The 17,969-nt window shown below is 34.7% G+C and carries 20 protein-coding genes; 17 read left to right on the top strand and 3 right to left on the bottom strand.

Annotated features, from left to right (window positions below; all coding sequences use genetic code 11):
• Positions 1-84: 84 nt before the first annotated feature.
• The 7 genes from nagB to G558_RS0104260 all read left to right on the top strand — a co-directional run bounded on the left by nagB (position 85) and on the right by G558_RS0104260 (position 5,701).
• Positions 85-819, top strand: coding sequence for a glucosamine-6-phosphate deaminase (nagB, locus tag G558_RS0104230; RefSeq protein ID WP_028829059.1), 735 nt, complete (start codon positions 85-87; stop codon positions 817-819).
• A gap of 179 nt (positions 820-998) precedes the next feature.
• Positions 999-2,711 carry a catalase gene (locus G558_RS0104235; RefSeq protein WP_051188457.1) on the top strand — a complete coding sequence of 571 codons (1,713 nt, stop codon included), beginning with the start codon at positions 999-1,001 and terminating at the stop codon, positions 2,709-2,711.
• Positions 2,712-2,761: 50 nt separating this feature from the next.
• Positions 2,762-3,028, top strand: coding sequence for a CsbD family protein (locus tag G558_RS0104240; protein ID WP_051188458.1), 267 nt, complete (start codon positions 2,762-2,764; stop codon positions 3,026-3,028).
• Between the two features lie 156 nt (positions 3,029-3,184).
• A complete protein-coding gene (locus G558_RS0104245) occupies positions 3,185-4,009 on the top strand; it encodes a ZIP family metal transporter (protein ID WP_156888504.1) in 825 nt (274 codons plus the stop codon).
• 197 nt (positions 4,010-4,206) lie between these two features.
• Entirely contained in the window at positions 4,207-4,458 is a 252-nt protein-coding gene (locus tag G558_RS0104250; protein ID WP_028829063.1) for a GlsB/YeaQ/YmgE family stress response membrane protein, read from the top strand.
• A gap of 32 nt (positions 4,459-4,490) precedes the next feature.
• Positions 4,491-5,015 (top strand): GNAT family N-acetyltransferase, encoded by a 525-nt coding sequence (locus G558_RS0104255; protein ID WP_036931569.1) that lies wholly within the window; start codon positions 4,491-4,493, stop codon positions 5,013-5,015.
• 62 nt (positions 5,016-5,077) lie between these two features.
• Positions 5,078-5,701 (top strand): SdpI family protein, encoded by a 624-nt coding sequence (locus tag G558_RS0104260; protein ID WP_028829065.1) that lies wholly within the window; start codon positions 5,078-5,080, stop codon positions 5,699-5,701.
• Between the two features lie 8 nt (positions 5,702-5,709).
• Here G558_RS0104260 and G558_RS0104265 read toward each other — a convergent pair whose 3' ends face one another.
• Positions 5,710-6,423 carry a pentapeptide repeat-containing protein gene (locus tag G558_RS0104265; RefSeq protein ID WP_028829066.1) on the bottom strand — a complete coding sequence of 238 codons (714 nt, stop codon included), beginning with the start codon at positions 6,421-6,423 and terminating at the stop codon, positions 5,710-5,712.
• A 137-nt stretch (positions 6,424-6,560) separates the two neighbouring features.
• Between G558_RS0104265 and G558_RS0104270 the strand changes: the two genes are divergently transcribed.
• Positions 6,561-7,637: a S66 family peptidase gene (locus G558_RS0104270; protein ID WP_028829067.1), complete on the top strand. Its 1,077-nt coding sequence runs from the start codon at positions 6,561-6,563 to the stop codon at positions 7,635-7,637.
• A 74-nt stretch (positions 7,638-7,711) separates the two neighbouring features.
• Here the strand turns inward: G558_RS0104270 and G558_RS0104275 are convergent, their stop codons facing one another.
• Positions 7,712-7,960 (bottom strand): hypothetical protein, encoded by a 249-nt coding sequence (locus G558_RS0104275; protein ID WP_028829068.1) that lies wholly within the window; start codon positions 7,958-7,960, stop codon positions 7,712-7,714.
• A 95-nt stretch (positions 7,961-8,055) separates the two neighbouring features.
• Between G558_RS0104275 and G558_RS0104280 the strand changes: the two genes are divergently transcribed.
• The 5 genes from G558_RS0104280 to G558_RS0104300 all read left to right on the top strand — a co-directional run bounded on the left by G558_RS0104280 (position 8,056) and on the right by G558_RS0104300 (position 11,942).
• Positions 8,056-8,808, top strand: coding sequence for an EFR1 family ferrodoxin (locus G558_RS0104280; RefSeq protein ID WP_028829069.1), 753 nt, complete (start codon positions 8,056-8,058; stop codon positions 8,806-8,808).
• The gene (locus G558_RS0104285; protein WP_028829070.1) at positions 8,805-9,593 is read left to right on the top strand and encodes a GNAT family N-acetyltransferase; all 789 of its coding nucleotides are present in this window, start codon (positions 8,805-8,807) and stop codon (positions 9,591-9,593) included. The genes G558_RS0104280 and G558_RS0104285 overlap by 4 nt, the downstream gene beginning before the upstream one ends.
• A 114-nt stretch (positions 9,594-9,707) precedes the next feature.
• Positions 9,708-10,829, top strand: coding sequence for a DEAD/DEAH box helicase (locus G558_RS0104290; protein WP_028829071.1), 1,122 nt, complete (start codon positions 9,708-9,710; stop codon positions 10,827-10,829).
• A complete protein-coding gene (locus G558_RS0104295; RefSeq protein WP_084502812.1) occupies positions 10,822-11,526 on the top strand; it encodes a pentapeptide repeat-containing protein in 705 nt (234 codons plus the stop codon). The genes G558_RS0104290 and G558_RS0104295 overlap by 8 nt, the downstream gene beginning before the upstream one ends.
• 218 nt (positions 11,527-11,744) lie before the next feature.
• The gene (locus tag G558_RS0104300; RefSeq protein WP_028829073.1) at positions 11,745-11,942 is read left to right on the top strand and encodes a cold shock domain-containing protein; all 198 of its coding nucleotides are present in this window, start codon (positions 11,745-11,747) and stop codon (positions 11,940-11,942) included.
• A gap of 45 nt (positions 11,943-11,987) precedes the next feature.
• Here the strand turns inward: G558_RS0104300 and G558_RS13325 are convergent, their stop codons facing one another.
• Positions 11,988-13,316 (bottom strand): CHAD domain-containing protein, encoded by a 1,329-nt coding sequence (locus G558_RS13325; RefSeq protein WP_028829074.1) that lies wholly within the window; start codon positions 13,314-13,316, stop codon positions 11,988-11,990.
• A 204-nt stretch (positions 13,317-13,520) separates the two neighbouring features.
• On the opposite strand from G558_RS13325, the gene G558_RS0104310 reads away from it, so the two are divergent.
• The 4 genes from G558_RS0104310 to G558_RS14160 all read left to right on the top strand — a co-directional run.
• Positions 13,521-13,805, top strand: coding sequence for an ArsR/SmtB family transcription factor (locus tag G558_RS0104310; RefSeq protein WP_028829075.1), 285 nt, complete (start codon positions 13,521-13,523; stop codon positions 13,803-13,805).
• A gap of 42 nt (positions 13,806-13,847) precedes the next feature.
• Positions 13,848-16,343, top strand: a complete 2,496-nt coding sequence (locus G558_RS0104315; protein ID WP_028829076.1) for a DsrE/DsrF/DrsH-like family protein — start codon at positions 13,848-13,850, stop codon at positions 16,341-16,343.
• 164 nt (positions 16,344-16,507) lie between these two features.
• On the top strand, positions 16,508-17,629 hold the full coding sequence (locus G558_RS0104320; protein ID WP_028829077.1) for a hypothetical protein: 1,122 nt from the start codon (positions 16,508-16,510) through the stop codon (positions 17,627-17,629).
• A gap of 141 nt (positions 17,630-17,770) precedes the next feature.
• The coding region (locus tag G558_RS14160) for a hypothetical protein (RefSeq protein WP_330363793.1) at positions 17,771-17,969 on the top strand (199 nt) is incomplete at its 3' end.

Here is a 17,969-nt window from a genome sequence, read left to right on the forward strand (position 1 = left end):
TTGACGATGCATCTTTGCTACTGTATAATTGTAAAAATAAGGCCTTACAAAATGTTTTTGAAATAGACAGGGGAGAATAGTTAAATGAAATTAATTATAAAAAAAGATTATGAGGAAATGTGCGCCGAGGCAGCTAAGACCATTAAAGAACAGCTGGATCACAAGAAAGATACTACATTGGGTTTGGCCACAGGAAGCACTCCGGAAGGGGTATATAAGGAGTTAATAAAATATTATAAAAATGGAGAGATTGATTTTTCACAGGTTAAGACTTTTAATTTGGATGAATATATAGGGTTATCAAAAGAGAATATAAATTCGTTTAACTATTTTATGAATGACAAGTTATTCGACCATATAAATATAGATAAAAAGAATATTCATATACCAAATTGTGATGGAAAAAATATCGAAGAATTTTGTAGAAATTATGATAAGATGATTGAAGATTCTGGTGGTATTGATTTGCAAATAGTAGGAGTTGGACAAAATGGACATATAGCATTTAATGAACCTGCAAATCAATTGAGTTTTGGAACAACAATAGTAGAATTAGCCGAAAATACTATTGAAATAAACTCGAGATTTTTTGACTCAATAGAGGATGTACCCAAAAAAGCTATTACAATGGGGATGGGGACTATAATGCAAGCTGAAAAAATAATTTGGATTGCAAATGGGAAGGGCAAAAGTAAGGTTGTAGAAAAATTTCTAAGTGAAAAGACTATAACTACAGAATTTCCAGTATCAATATTGAAATTGCACAAAGATTTAACCATTATAGTAGATGAACAAGCTTGTAGTAGTTTGGGTCGATAGGATTGAAATTATAATTTTAAAGTGCTTATCGTAAATACGATGGCGCTTTTTTACATACTGGAAAAAATAAATACTGTATCTATTAAATCAGCAAATAGGGGTATATAGTTAGTGTATGATGATAAAAAGTTGATGAATTGTTTTAATCTTTTTACAGGAATCTAAATGGAGGAATAAAGATGGATAAAAAGAAAAATCAACATGAAGAAAGTCATAATAAAAACCCTATGGCAAAAAATGGATTGGGGGATTCTATTCCCAGCAGAAATCAAAATATTGGTGACACTCCTGAGATAAAGACAGCAGCAGGAGCCCCAGTGACAGATAATCAAGATACTATGACGGCTGGAAAACGAGGACCTGTTTCCTTACAAGACGTGTGGTTTTTGGAAAAGATGGCTCATTTTGATCGTGAAGTTATACCAGAGCGTAGAATGCACGCTAAGGGTTCAGGAGCATTTGGAACTTTTACAGTGACTCATGATATTACAAAATACACGAAAGCTAATATATTTTCTGAAATTGGTAAAAAAACGGAAATGTTAGCTCGTTTTTCAACAGTTGCTGGTGAAAGAGGAGCGGCAGATGCGGAAAGAGATATCCGCGGATTTGCTTTAAAGTTTTATACTGAAGAAGGCAATTGGGATCTGGTAGGTAACAATACACCTGTATTTTTCTTTAGGGATCCTATGAAATTTATAGATTTAAATCACGCAGTTAAGAGAGATCCCCGCACTAATATGAGGAGCCCAAATACTAATTGGGATTTTTGGACTTCTTTACCAGAGGCACTTTTACAAGTGACCATCATAATGGGAGACAGGGGCATTCCATCTTCTTATAGACATATGCATGGATTCAGTTCTCATGCCTACAGCCTCATTAGCAGTGAAAATGAACGAGTGTGGGTAAAATTTCACTTTAGATCTCAGCAGGGTATACAAAACCTGACTGATCAAGAAGCGGAAAAGGTAGTCGGTATGGATAGAGAATCTCACCAAAGGGATCTTTACCAAGCTATTGAACAAGAAATGTGTCCAAAATGGAAGATGTATATACAAGTTATGACTCAAGAGCAAGCAGATGCCATGAAAAACAACCCTTTTGACCTGACTAAAATGTGGTTCAAAAAAGATTTTCCTCTTATGCCAGTTGGAGAATTTGAATTAAATAAAAACCCAGACAATTATTTTGCACAAATTGAGCAAGCTGCGTTTAACCCTGCAAATGTGGTTCCTGGGATTAGCTTTTCTCCTGACCGTATGCTGCAAGGTCGGTTGTTTTCTTATGGGGATGCACAAAGGTATCGTTTAGGGGTCAATCATGGCCAAATACCCGTTAATATGCCTAAGGGAGTTGAAAACCCTCATAGCTTCCATCGTGATGGTCAAATGCGTGTAGATGGAAACTTGGGGAGCGAAATACATTATGAACCTAATAGCTATGGAAACTGGAAAGACAATCCAGAAAATAATCCCCCGCCAGAAAAAGGTGGAGACGTTTATAGATATGACTTTAGAGAAGATGATTCTGATTACTATACACAACCAGGGCTTCTTTTTAGGGCTATGACAGATGATCAAAAGCAAGTTTTATTTGATAATACTGCAAGAAATATGGGAGATTCGACTCTTCAAATAAAACACAGACATATATATAATTGTTACCAGGCAGATCCTGAATATGGTAAAGGTGTAGCAAATTCAATGAAAATTTCAATTGACGATGTAGACTTAAATTTGCCTAAAAAAGATTCGCATGAAAATCTGAAGATAGCTAATAATCTGCATCCAGAATTAAACACACCGACCCAACCAGTAAACCCTGGTGTGGAAATAGATACGAATAAAAGTGATTATATAGAACCCGAAGATGATCCGTGGCTCTTATAATATAAGTATGGGTTGTTTAATCTTTATATTATTAGAATGGAGGAGCAATCATGAAAGATTCAAAAGACATGTTAAAAAATGCCAAAGAAAAACTTGAAAATGCTAAAGATAAGGTCGTTGGTGAAGCTAAAGAAGCATTAGGGAAAGTTACAGATAATGAGGAGCTGGAATTGAAGGGTAAAATTCAATCTTCTAAATCGGATGTCAAGGAAAAAATTGATGATGTAAAGGAAAAAGTTGATGATGCCAAAGAAAAAATCGCTAAAAAGATAAACGACGTCATTGATGAAAAGGAAGACAATAAGAAAGATAAATAAAATTGTCAATAATATGCTTCCCTCTATAGTATACAGTTAAACAATCAAACTGCTTACTAAACAGGGGGCATATTTTTATGTGAATAAAATATATCAATTTGATTTATAATGCGGTATTATATAATTAAGAATAAAATGAAGAAGGAGACAAAACATATGATTAATTTCTTTTCACAATTTTCGCCAGTACAACAAGCACTTATGGGAACTTTATTCACTTATGGAGTTACTGCACTAGGTGCAGGACTGGTATTTTTCTTTAAAAGTATAAAGAAAACTGTACTAAACGGAATGCTTGGTTTTGCGGCCGGAGTAATGATTGCTGCAAGTTTTTGGTCTCTTCTTGCGCCAGGTATAGCCATGGCAGAAGAGCTTGGACAAACCCCTTGGATCAGTGCGAGTTTGGGTTTCTTGGCAGGTGGTGGATTTTTATATTTGATAGATAAACTTTTGCCTCATCTCCACATGGGTCTGGATACTAGTCAGGCAGAAGGTATCAAAACTTCATGGCAAAGAAGCGTACTTTTAGTTTTAGCCATAACACTACACAACATACCAGAAGGTTTGGCTGTAGGAGTTGCTTTTGGAGCAGCAGCAACGGGAAGCATGAGCGGGGCAACGCTCGCTGGAGCAATAGCGCTTACAATAGGTATTGGTTTGCAAAACTTTCCAGAAGGTGCTGCTGTATCTATTCCTCTTAGAAGAGAGGGAATGAGCCGAACCAAGTCGTTTATATATGGCCAGGCTTCGGGGCTTGTAGAACCGATAGCCGGAGTTATTGGAGCTTATGCTGTCATATCTATGCAAAATATACTTCCATATGCCCTTTCTTTTGCTGCAGGAGCTATGATATATGTAGTAATAGAAGAACTTATTCCAGAAGCTCAAAGAGAAGAAGGTGGATCGAAAACAGATATCGCTACAATTGGAGCTATGATAGGTTTTGCTGTAATGATGATTTTAGATGTCGCTTTAGGATAAAATGATTAGTTAGATGAAGAATAGAAATAGAAAAACCGTACAGACCATTATAAAACGGAGTTGTACGGTTTTTCTATTTTTATCTTTTATTCAGCTTGCAATAATAATTGAAATTTTGGGTATAATGTAATAGGGAAAGAGACATATTACAAGCATTTACTTACTTCATGATGCTATATAAAGAGAAAGGAGATTATATGAACTGGTTATCGTGGATTATATTTGGTGGTCTGGCTGGATGGATTGCAAGCATAATAAGCAAGAAAAACGAAAACATGGGTATGATGAAAAATATCATAGTCGGTATAGTGGGAAGTTGGGTCGGCGGTTTTATTATGAGTTTTCTTGGAGCACCGGGGGTTACGGGGTTTAATCTTCGCAGCTTTGGAGTTGCAGTTATAGGAGCTTGTGCACTCCTTTGGATTTTTAATGCTATAAGCAAAAAGTAAGGGGTTTGATTTAAGGTTTTTTGGAGGAAAAAGTGAAAATAGAAAAAGGCAGAAAAGAAGATATAGATGAAATTGAAAAGATGTATGATGAATTAAATGATTACCTTGCAGATAATACCAATTATCCGGGCTGGAAGAAGGGGGTTTATCCTGTACGCCAAACGGCTGTTAGTGCTATACTTGAAGAAAATCTTTATGTGGCAAGAAAAGAAGGCAGAATTGTTGGTTCGGTCATATTAAATCATAAGCCTGAAGCTGCTTATGCAGAAGCCAGGTGGGGAATAGAGATTGATTATGAAAAAGTATTTGTTTTGAAAACTTTTGTAGTACATCCGCAATATTTTAAACAAGGTTTAGGAAAAGGATTACTGGACTATATCAATAATTTGGCGATTAAAAAAAACATGAAAGCTATAAGGCTAGATGTATATGAAAGTAATATACCTGCTATAAATCTTTATGAAAAAAATGGTTTTCGTTATGTGGGTACAGTTGACCTTGGAATTGGTGAAACCTATAATTTGAAATGGTTTAAACTTTACGAAAAACTTATATGAACAAGCGATAAAGAATAATCAATTCATTATCGCTTGTTTATATTGATGATGAGGGGCGGCGAATGAAACAACATAAAAAGATAATAATAATTACAAGTATACTCGCGCTCATTCCTATGATTGCAGGAATCATTATGTGGGATAAAATGCCTGATCAGGTCGCAACGCACTGGGGATTTAACAATATCGCTAATGGCTGGAGCAGCAAGGCATTTGCTGTTTTTGGAATTCCACTGATGCTTTTTGCTATTCATATTTTTACAGTATTTGTTACACTCAACGATCCCAAAAAGAAAAACATAGGAAGTAAAATGCTGACTATGGTGTTCTTTGTAATACCTGTAACATCTATCATAACGTGTCTTTCGGTTTACGCAATAGCACTTGGTTTGAACATAAATATAGGCCTTATGATAAACGTTCTTGTAGGAGTGTTGTTTATAATAATAGGTATTTATCTGCCGTCGATTAAGCAAAATTATACTGTGGGTATAAAACTTCCGTGGACTCTAAACAGTGAAGAAAATTGGGACAAGACCAGCAAGTTTTCTGGGAAACTATGGGTTGCAGGTGGAGTATGTGTCCTTATAAATACGTATTTTCAGTCTACCTGGATTTTATTGATTATTATTACAGTAATATCTCTAATCCCAGTTATATATTCTTTTTTGATATACAAAAAATAAAAATTTCTTTACATGTATCCGGCGGCTTCTTCCCAAGTCATATAAAAGTGGATCCCACCAGTTGAATCAGACCATCTGTCATCATTGTAGTTATTTGCTGTCGAGATTTCACCAAGCCTGTATACAAAATCAGTTTCCACGTAGGAATAGGCCTCTTTATAAAATTGAGTTTTGTCCAAATTGGATATTTCTAGAACTTTGGCTTCACTGCATCTGCACGTATCAGAAGTAGCTGATGAACGTTTTGCGTCTTTTGGAATAAGAAGAGTTACCATTCTTTGATTAAAACACTTTTTGTATCCAATAAAATATCCTGATTCAGGGCATCTAAGTCTAAAATAACGAGTACTTTCATCAGTTATTATATCTTTTAGGTCTGCACCCTCTAAAAGTGATGTAAAAAAGTTGACACCCCTTGCATCTGATGAATAAAGACTGCATTTTCGAAGATTTGCACCCGAAAAGCTAGTGCCTCTAAGGTCTGAATAGGAAAAATCGGTATTAATAAATAGAACGTTGTCAAATTTACAGTTTCTAAGTGTAGAATTTGCAAAACTGACATTTTTTATATCTGACCACGAAAAATCTATATTAGAAAGATCCATTTCCTCAAGGAGCATATTTTCGATGCAATAATCACTCAAACTTAGAGCCGCATGGTCTTCTTTGCTTCGTGGAGCTCTTATAATAGAGAGCAGTTCATCTCTTTCGATTATTTTCATTTCTATCACCTCATATATATTATACCCAGAACATAATTATCCAAATAAATATGTTATATTAATTAGTAATACTTCGCACATGTATATATCATAGCAAGAAGCAAAGTATTTAGAAGAATATTCCGAGGAGGAAACTAATGATTAAACCGTCTGCACTGAAAAAAGGAGATTTTGTCGCTATAGTAAGTCTTTCAAGTGGAATGCTTGGAGAAGAGTTTGCAAAACATGAGCTGGAGATTGGGCTCAAAAGGATAAGAGAGTTTGGGCTTGAGCCAGTAGTAATGCCAAACGCCTTGAAAGGCATGAAGTACCTCAAAGAACATCCTGAATTAAGGGCCGAAGATCTCAAAGCTGCTTATTATGATGAACGAATTAAGGGTATAATATGTGCGATTGGAGGAGATGATACTTTCAAGCTTTTGCCATATATTATGGAAGATGCTGAGTTTATTTCTTATGCAAAGAAAAATCCTAAACTTTTTACAGGTTTTTCTGATACGACGATCAACCACCTTATGTTTTATAAAATGGGAATAACTACGTATTATGGGCCAAACTTTGTGTGCGATCTTGCAGAACTTGATGAAGAAATGCTTCCTTATACAAAAAGTTTTTTTTCTAAGTACTTTACTGATGAAGAAAAATACAGTATAGAATCCAGTGATATCTGGTATGAAGAACGTACGGACTTTTCGGGAAAATCTATAGGAATAAAAAGGCATGCTCATCTTGAAAAAAGAGGCCATGAAATAATACAAGGATCGGGAAAAGTAAATGGAAGGCTGCTTGGGGGCTGCCTGGAGAGTTTTTATGATATACTTACAAAAAACAGATACCAAGATCAAAAACATCTCTGTGAAAAATACGAGATTTTTCCAGATTTAGAGCAGTGGAGAGGTAAAATACTTTTTTTCGAAACCAGTGAAGAAAAACCATCTCCAGAGGTTTTTGAAAAAGAGCTGATTGCACTCAAAGACACCGGTATATTTGAAGTAATAAGCGCAGTTTTGGTGGGAAAACCAGCAGATGAAACTTACTATGAAGAATATAAGGATGTAATAAGGGAAGTAATCGATAATATAAACTTGCCTGTAATGTATAATTTGAACTTTGGACATGCCTATCCCAGATGCATAATTCCTTACGGGCTTGAGGCGGAAGTCGATTTTGATGAAAAAACTGTTGTGATAGCAGAGCCTTTATTTAAAAAATAATAAAAAAATTCCTTTCATGATTACAAAGATGTGCGTTGTAAACATAAAAGGAACGGAAAGAAGGCAAATCGATATTAGAATTCCATTTTTCGAACAAGTACATTTTTAAGTTTCAAAAGCTCTGTTTCGAGTTGGGAAACTTCATTTTCAGAGCCACTGATAAATTCAAGAATAAGTAGGCCTTTGCTACTACACATGGTTCCGGCAGCTTCATGTAGGCCCAGTCTGGTTTTAATTATGCAGCCATGTTTGGTTAGTAGTTCTTGAACACTTATGGCATCGGAATCGCGGTCTTCTATTTGAATACCCATTATCACTCTCATAAATACTCCTCTCAGTTATAGTGCAAGTACATTTGTTAATTTTTTACCCTATATATTCAAGACTTAAACATATATTAAAAATAATGGAGGTAAATATGATTTATTATTTTTCAGGCACAGGAAATTCAAAATGGGTTGCAGAGAATATAGCAAAAAACACGGGAGAACAGACGCTAAACATAGCAGACTACATCAACAAAAAAGATATTTCTATAAATATAAGTGCGGGAGAAGTAATAGGTATTGTATTCCCTGTCTACGCATGGTCTGTTCCTGAATTTTTGATGGATTTTATAAAAAATATTAATATAGAAGAGGGTGCATTTAGTTTCGCGGTATGCACGTGCGGGGACGAGGCAGGGCTATCTATGAAAAAACTTTCTAAGGAAATAAAGCTCAACTGTGCATATTCAATAGTTATGCCCAATAACTACATAATAGGATACGATGTAGATACAGAAGAAGAAATAGCAAAAAAAATTTATAGGGGAAAGCAAAAAATAGAAATAATAAGCAATAAAGTGAGAGAAAGAAAAGACGAATGGGATGTTTCAATTGGTTCGAATGCATTTTTGAAATCCAATCTGGTGTCTTTTCTGTTTAACAAGTTTGCAAAAAACACAAAGCCTTTTTCTGTAGATGACACATGTATCTCATGCGGCCTGTGTGAAAAGATATGTCCAACAGATAATATCACTTTAATAGATGGTAAGCCCGTGTGGGGAAGTAAATGCGTGATGTGTCTTGCGTGCATAAACAGATGCCCTCAAAAAGCAATCCAGTATGGATCAAGTACGAGAAACCGAGGCAGATATTATTTTATTGAAAAACAAGGAGAGCTGAAGTGATAAACGATTATCGTGAAATAGAAAATAGATATATTCAAAATTTTTCACTAAAGGAAGAATATGGGGATTATGTAAGGTTTTTTGATGATGAGTTACCAGGGATGTATGCTTTTAACTGCATTATGATCAAGCCTTCTTGTAAATCCAGTATTACTGAACTTTTACAAAATGAAATTTATGGATTGAAAATAAGAAAGAAAAATTTTTTAAAAGTATTAATTCATCCTGGAATAAATATAAAAGAAGAACTGAAATCAGAAATTGCAAGTAAAGGTTTTGAAATAAGGACCAATCTTTATATGAGGTTTAATGTTGAAAATGATGCAGTGTTCAAAGTAAATGATAGATGCACAGTTAAAATAGCTGATTCAGATAAAGAATTTAAAAATATATCAGAGCTGGATATAGAATCAAGCACTGAATCTGGAATTCCACAAGATTTCGCAATAGAAAAATCAATCAGAAAAAGAGCTATGTATGAGTCAAAAGAGAATAATCTAGAAGCTTACGTATCATACTTTGACGGATGTCCGGCAGGGAAATGCGAGCTGTTTATCCATAATGATTATGCGAAAATTGAAGATTTTGATGTTCTTAGTAAATATCAAAGGCAGGGAATAGGTACGACTATGTTAAAATCCATGATTGAAGATGCATTAAAACAGGGAATAAAAAATATATATCTTATAGCTGATAAAGATGATACTCCACAAAATATGTATACAAAATTGGGATTTGAGATAATAGGAGAAGAAAATGAATTATTTTACCTTCAAAATGGGTAGATACTAATAAATGCTATAAACAGAGTTTTTTAAATAAATTGTGGCATTTTGAATGAATAAAGCTTATAATATACAAAGTGTTATTAAAAACAGATTACAGAGGAGTATATGATAGTGGATTTTAAAGAATTAGGCATCAGTGAAGATTTGACAAAGCTTCTTAAGAGGAATGGGATAGTTACGCCAACACCAGTTCAGCAGCAGAGTATAGGTTATATAAGCTCTGGACGAGATCTAATGGCCCAGGCGCAGACTGGAACAGGAAAAACACTTGCGTTTTTGCTTCCCTTGTTTGAAGATATAGATACAACCAAAGATCAGGTTCAGGTGCTTATAATGACACCTACAAGAGAACTGGCAATACAAATAACCAATGAGGCAGAAAAACTCAGAGAATATAAAGATGTTAAAATTCTGGCAGCTTATGGCGGAAAAGATATTGGAGCTCAGCTTAAAAAACTGAAAAAAAGCGTACACATGGTAATAGCCACGCCAGGAAGACTAATAGACCATATACTGAGAAAAACAGTTGATCTTGGAAGTGTGAAAACATTTGTACTTGATGAGGCAGATCAGATGCTTCTCATGGGTTTCAGAAACGAAATAGAAGATATACTGACAAAGATTCCAAAAAGCAGGCAAATCCTTTGTTTTTCGGCCACACTTGACTCTCATGTAAAACGAATGGCTTACAGATATATGGATAATCCAATAACTGTAACTGTAAATGCAAAAGAGATAACTTTAAAGAGCATAAGGCAAAATGTAGTTGAATCTACAGATAGGAACAAATCAGGAGATCTTTGCAGGGTGCTTGATGAAGACAACCCCTTCATGGCAATAATATTTTGCAGAACTAAAAGAAGAGCAGATGACCTTGAAGTTGTGCTTCACAAGAGAGGTTACGATTGCCAGAAGCTACACAGTGACGTAGTGCAGGCTAAAAGAGAAAGAATAATGAAATCTTTTAGAAATGGAGATTTTCAGTATCTTATAGCAACTGATGTGGCATCCAGAGGACTTGATATAGGGGGAGTCAGTCATATTTATAATTATGACATACCTGAAAGTGCAGAAAGCTATATACATCGCATAGGAAGGACTGGAAGAGCAGGAGAAGAAGGCTATACTTGCTTATTTACAGACCCAAAGGATTTAAAACAACTAAAGGCTATAGAGGAAAGTATTAAGTTTAAGATACCTAGAAGAAAATTGAACGGAGGCGACCATGATTAAAATTGATAAGGCACCAAAGTCCGATAACAAACCTAAAAAACCGGCAAGACCTGGTAAGAAGGTAGAAAAAAAAGGCATGAATTATAATAATGCAGAAAAACGTGGTAAAAATTTCATGTATGCTGACCTTGAAAAAAGCGATTGCTACAAGTGTGATTTTGGAGAATCTAACTTCGATTTTGCGAGTTTTAGAGGTGCTCATTTTAAATCCAGCAGTTTTAATGGGTGTAGTTTCAAATGGGCAGAATTTACAGGTGCAAACCTCAAAAACAGCTCAATGAAATCTGCAAAATTTGAGAATACGGTTTTTAATTCATCCAAACTCGATGGAGTAAGTTTTAAAGGAGCAACATTTAAAAATACAATTTTCTTTAATACGGAAATGAACAATGTTAAAGATATAGATCTTGAAAACAGTGGAGTAAAGATTTTTGAAGATATGCCTCAAATTGAAATAAGTGAAGAATTTACAGTTGCAATAATAAATGCAATGAGCAATGAGTATATAAAGAAATCAAGAGTTTTAGACACCCGAGACGGTGGGATAAATACAATCAGTATAATGCTTCTTTTGGAAATTTATTCTGAGCAGGAGATAATACAAGGACTAAAGCTTATTTCCGATGGGGCTGACAGAGACTTCCATACTTTAAGTTATATAATTAAATTTATTGAAAGTGCTGTGAGAGAAGCATAATGCTTTTCTCTTTTTACCTTTAAGCATTAAATTATCTTAAATTATAAAAAAAGCTTTACTTTTTCTTAAAGGTAGTGTATTATAAGAATATAGTAGTTAGCGTATAGATTTCACATGTTATTAGAAATCATTGCATCTAGTGGTTTGTAATAATATGTGAACTTTTTATTTCGTAACAATTATAAAAAAAAATAAAAGAAAACAGGAGGTACCTAAACATGACAGGTACAGTAAAATGGTTTAACGCAGAAAAAGGATTCGGATTTATTCAAAGAGAAGATGGAGAAGATGTATTTGTACATTTCTCAGCTATCCAAGGAGAGGGATTCAAATCTCTTGACGAAGGACAGAGAGTTACATTTGATATAACTAAAGGACCACGTGGAGCTCAGGCAGAAAACGTAGTTAGAGCATAATTATCAAAAAATTTAAAGGCAGAATATTATTCTGCCTTTTTTTTGTTATGTTTTTTTATTTTTTCGGAACTCATCTTTCCTGAGTTTTTTAAAATGAGATTCTAATAACTGATATTCAATGGAAATCTCTTCGTTGATTTTCAAATCTGGTTCAGTACTTAGTTTTTTTAATATTTCGAGAATTTTCAAGGAATTATTATGATCATTTATATTTCCCAGGATGTTAACAATTTTTTTAATATCTTTTTCAATTAAAAGTGTCCTGTCTTTTACACCATCAGGAAATATTTCAATCATATTTTTAATTTTTTTCCCCATTAATCTTGTGTTATGGAGCTTTTCAAAATTATCCAGGCACAGTTTTTTTCTTCGTTTTTTAATTTTACACATCAGATTGAAAATATATGCATTTACATCTTTTAATGTTTCATTTTTGTTTATCCATACCAGTGAAGACAAGATATCATATACATCGTGAAATGTGCTTGTATTGAGTTTATAAAGTATATCGTTTTCGTGTTCTTTTCTCTGAGATATAGCCATTTTTTCAAAATGACTGCTATTAGCAATTTGATGTACATAGAATATAAATTGGTCCAGATCTCGTATGATAGATAGCTCGGAATTGAGTGAACGTAAACTCTTACATACATGCTTAAATGAGTAATCAGAGAGATCGTTTTTTGAAAAATCAACAAGTGTAAGGATTTTTCTTATACTCAATCTCATCTTATGAATATTTTCGGGCTCTGATGGATCCGTTTTAAAGTCTTCACATGATTCATAAAAATTGTCTGCAAATTCATCTATTTCAAATTTTATGTCGGAGATATCAATGCCCGGGTTTGCTTTTCTTTTAAAGTCTGAAATGTTGCCTTCTAACTTTATTTTCTTGTCTATCATGTCAGAACTGATAAAATATTTAAGTGTACCTGAAGTACAGTCTTCGTTGAGTCTTATACATGCAAGACTCCCTTTTTTGAATTCAAGATTTGTATCACAAAGGCTGGATGTAAGAAAATATACATTAGGATTGTGACCTACCAGAATTATGCAGTCAGAGTCGGAGTTGCTTGAAACAATATCTGGTATTAAGTTGAAATAATCTCCATGATAAAGATTGTCGTAAGAAATAACCTCATCTGTCTTTAATATGTCGGCAATATTGTATGCAGTTTGCATTGTTCTTTCACTTGAACTGGCAACAATGCTTATGAGTTTGTAGTTTTGGTATTTTAAAATGTCATTAAGGATTATAGCCATTGTCCTTACCTGAATTACACCTTCATCTGTCAAAGCCCGGCTAAAATCACCGCCCTCGGGTTTTTGTGAAATATCTTCAGCCCTGCCGTGTCTTACAATTATTAAATCCAAAATATCACCTCCAGTGTTAAGGAAAAGCCCTATACATATGTATAGCCAATATTGATACAAAGTATTCATGGCCAGTCTATTGTATTAAATTAAAAAAATATCAATTTATACTTGACAATGTGAATCACTATATTGTAATATTACAATATAGTGATTCACATTGTATTAAGTGTTAAAGTTAGTTTGAGATAAAGAGGCGAATTTATGGAAATGAATTATAAAGAACTTGAAGAAATGTCAGACTTGCTTAAAGTGCTGGCTCATCCGGTCAGACTATGTATAGCCAAGGGTCTTATGGAAAATGGAAGATGCAATGTTTCGCATATGCAGACATGCCTTGATATACCCCAGTCTACAGTATCGCAGCATATTCAAAAATTGAAGGCGGCAGGAATAATCGAAGGAGACAGATCAGGGCTGGAAATTAATTACCAAGTAAAAAATGAGAGAGCAAAAAAACTTATTAAGGCTATTATTGAATCGATGTAATATTTAAGAGGATCTTATTTATATTAAACTTTGGAGGTTATGATGAGCAAGAAAATATTAATTGTAGGCGGAGTTGCCGGCGGGGCCACTGCAGCAGCAAGAATGAGAAGACTTGATGAGAGTGCAGAGATTATTATGTTTGAAAGAGGAGAGTACATTTCGTTTGCAAACTGTGGTCTTCCTTATTATATAGGTGAAACTATAAAAGAAAGAGAAGCGCTTTTGGTTCAGACCCCTGAAGCTATGAATTCTAAATTCAATATCGATGTTAGAGTAAACAGTGATGTAATAGGAATTGATACAGAGAAGAAAACCTTAAAAGTTAATTCATCTGAAAGAGGGACCTACGAGGAGTCTTACGATTATGTAATCCTGTCTCCAGGAGCAAAACCTATAGCACCACCTATAAAGGGAATTGACAGCAGCAGAATATATAAACTGAGAAACGTACCAGATACTGACCAAATTAAGGCTGTTGTAGACAGTAAAAAGGTATCGAGTGCAGTTGTTATAGGTGGTGGATTTATAGGCATAGAGACGGCCGAAAATCTTAGAGAAAGAGGAGTAAAAGTAACCCTTGTAGAAGCAGCTCCTCATATACTTGCTCCATTTGATACAGAGATGGCAGTTATAGCTGAAAAAGAACTAAATGATAATGGAGTGTCATTGATTCTTGGAAATGGTGTAAAAGGATTCGTTGAAACAGAAAACAAGATAAGTGTAGAACTAAATGACGGACAAAATCTTGAAACTGATATGGTTATACTTTCTATAGGTGTATTGCCAGATACTGGATTTTTGAAAGAATCTGGAATCAATCTTGGTGAGAGAGGTCACATACTCGTTAATGACTCAATGCAGACAAGTGTAGAGGGTGTTTATGCCGTAGGTGATGCGATAATGGTTAAAGACTATCTTCACAAGACTGATGTTGCAATACCACTGGCTGGTCCTGCTAACAGGCAGGGAAGAATAGCGGCAGACAATATAGCGGGCCTTGGAAGAATTTACAAAGGCAGTCTTGGAACTTCAATTCTCAAAATATTTGACATGGCAGCAGCATCAACTGGTAATAATGAGCGTAATCTGCAGAGAATGGGCAAGGAATATAAAATTCTCTACATTCACCCAATGTCTCATGCAAGCTATTATCCTGGGGCAATGCAGCTCACTATAAAGGTAATATACTCCCCAGAGGGTAAAGTGCTTGGAGCTCAGGCAATAGGTTATGACGGAGTGGATAAATTTATAGACGTAATTGCCACATCTATGAAGTTTGGAGCAACAATAGAAGATCTTGAAGAACTTGAACTTGCATATGCGCCGCCATATCTTTCTGCAAAATCTCCTGCCAACATGGCCGGTTTTGTAGCAGATAATGATCTTAATGGCAAATGCCAACTAATTACGCCAAAAGAATTTGAAAACTTTGACCCTGAGACTCAAATACGTCTTGATGTAAGAGATGAGATAGAAATTGAAGGTGGTTCTGTTCCAGGAGCAATAAATATTCCTTTGGACTTCCTTAGGTCAAGATTTGCTGAGCTTGATAAAAATAAAGAAATAATAGTATTTTGTGCAGTAGGATTAAGGGGTTATATAGCAGCCAGAATGCTTATACAAAAAGGATATAAAGTAAGAAATCTTGTTGGAGGAACTAAGATGTATGACATGGGAAAGTACCAGGCCAGACGACTTAATGATGATGAAATGGGGGAAGAGTGTCTGGATTGTAAGATTGGACTTGATGAATTTCAGCCACAATACTCTGGTGAAGGAAATACTGTAGAAGTTGACGCATGTGGAATATGCTGCCCAGGACCACTCATGAAGGCAAAAAAGACTATTGATGAGATAGAAATCGGGGATATAATGAAGATAAAAGCTTCGGATCCAGGATTCTACGAAGATATCAAAGCTTTTGCAAAAAGAACAGGCAATGAGCTCGTTGAAGCCCATAAAGAAGGTGGGTTCGTCTATGCTACAGTTAGAAAAGGACTGCAATCACCACCTGTATCCTCACAAAGTGCTGTAACACCTGTAAATGGAGGACCATTAGCCAACCCTAAAGATGGAAAAACAATAATTGTGTTCAGTGGAGACTTGGATAAAGCCATAGCATCATTTATAATAGCAAACGGTGCGCTTGCCATGGGTAAACCAGTAACCATGTTCTTCACATTCTGGGGACTTAATGTTCTAAGAAAAAATGAAAAGGTTGATGTTCCAAAGAACTTTATAGAGAAAGCTTTTGGTATGATGATGCCAAGGGGAAGTAAAAAGCTACAGCTTTCAAAAATGAATATGGCAGGCATGGGAGCAAAAATGATAAGAATGGTGATGAAAGATAAAAATGTAGAGTCACTTGAAGATCTAATAAAATTGGCAATAGAAAATGGTGCAAATATAGTAGCATGTACCATGTCAATGGATGTAATGGGCATTAAAGAAGAAGAATTGATTGATGGAGTAAATCTTGGCGGGGTAGGATACTATCTTGGAGAAGCAGAAGATTCCAATGTAAATCTATTCATTTAATATAAAATTTAAAAACTCTGATGAAGTGTAATTTCCTTTATCAGAGTTTTTTTATAAAGTGGTGGTAAAAAATATAACAAACTTAATGAATAAAAGGCTGGATTTATGGTAAAATAAGAGGTGAATCAATTGGATAATTATTTTTTATTGTAAAGGAGACAGGCATGAAAAAGAAAATAGCAGTACTTATGTCCATCTTAGTTATGTTTTCAAGTATCACAGGATGCAGTACGCAACAGAAGGCATATTTTGATGAAACAGAAAAGATGGCAAAATGGGAGTCTACTAAATCAGAAATCACGGGCAATATGGTTATGAAGGTTCCAATAACCCCAGTATTGAGAGAAGGAGAATACCAGACGCAGGAATTGAAATTTGAAACTATAAATTTTGATATTGTTGCAGAGGGATATACTCTGAGCGAAGATGGTGGAAATTCCACTAAGGCATATGTAAAGATGGATCTAAATTCAGATAAAGATCTCATAGACATAAAAGATATAAAGATATTTGTAGATAATCAGAATATATACATCAGCAAAAATTACTTTGATGCTATAATAAAGGCTTCAGGACAACCACTCCCTGAAGGACTTAAAAAGATAACTCAGGAATACATTGTATTAAATAGTAGTTTAGATACTGCTGGAATGACTGAAGAAGAAATGGCAGCGAATACTCAGTACCAGGCTATGAATGAATACATCAAGAGCATGACTTCTTCTGAAAAAAGAGAAAAAGTTCTTGTAAAAGCAAGCAAGATAATGGATCTGTTAGAATTTAATATCCCGGTGAATAAATCAGGAAGAACATACACTATTAATATAAAATCTGATCAGATGATAGATATGTCAATCAAGTCAATAGATAAGGTGTTTGCAAATACAGATCAGATACTTAAAATAATGGATCTTGGGCCGGAATTCAAAATGACCAAAGAAGAAATAGCTGAGTTTAAAAAGCAATATGATGAGACCGGCAAGACCCAGGTTTTCCAGGGAATGACAGTAGCGAAAGAAATGATAAAAGGATCTGAAATAACAACAAAAGAAACATTTACTGACAGCACATACCAATCAGAAATAGGCATGAAATTCACATTGAGAGATATGATGGATATGAACCTTACCATGATACAAAAAGCTAAGAAAATAGAAAAACAAGAGATAGTGATTCCTGAAATCAAAAATGCAATAAGCATGGAGAAATATATGGAAGCTGCTATGCCTGAAGCGCCTTTAGCTCCAGAAAACATTGAAACAGTTAAAGTCGTATCAACTAAATAAGACATAAAAAAAGGGGCTGTCGGGAAATAGCCCCCAAAGAAAAAAGCGACTAGTTCGCTTTTTTTAATGCAAAAAAAAGCAAAAAAAAATGACAAAATATATTGCCATCTTTTCCCGTTATATTTTATAATATAACTACCCATGAAACAATATTATAACCAATTTTTTGAAAAAGGACAACAGGTTATTAATTTTAATTTTTACACAATAGGTTTACCTGCTGACGATCCAGTCTATACCCTAATAAATGTATTGGAGGATTTTGATTTCTCTAGTCTTCTGGCTAGATACTCAAACAAGGGAAGAAAAGGCTATAACCCTATTATGTTATTTGCAGTAT

The sequence above is a fragment of the Proteocatella sphenisci DSM 23131 genome, from assembly GCF_000423525.1.
Taxonomy (GTDB): domain Bacteria; phylum Bacillota; class Clostridia; order Peptostreptococcales; family Filifactoraceae; genus Proteocatella; species Proteocatella sphenisci.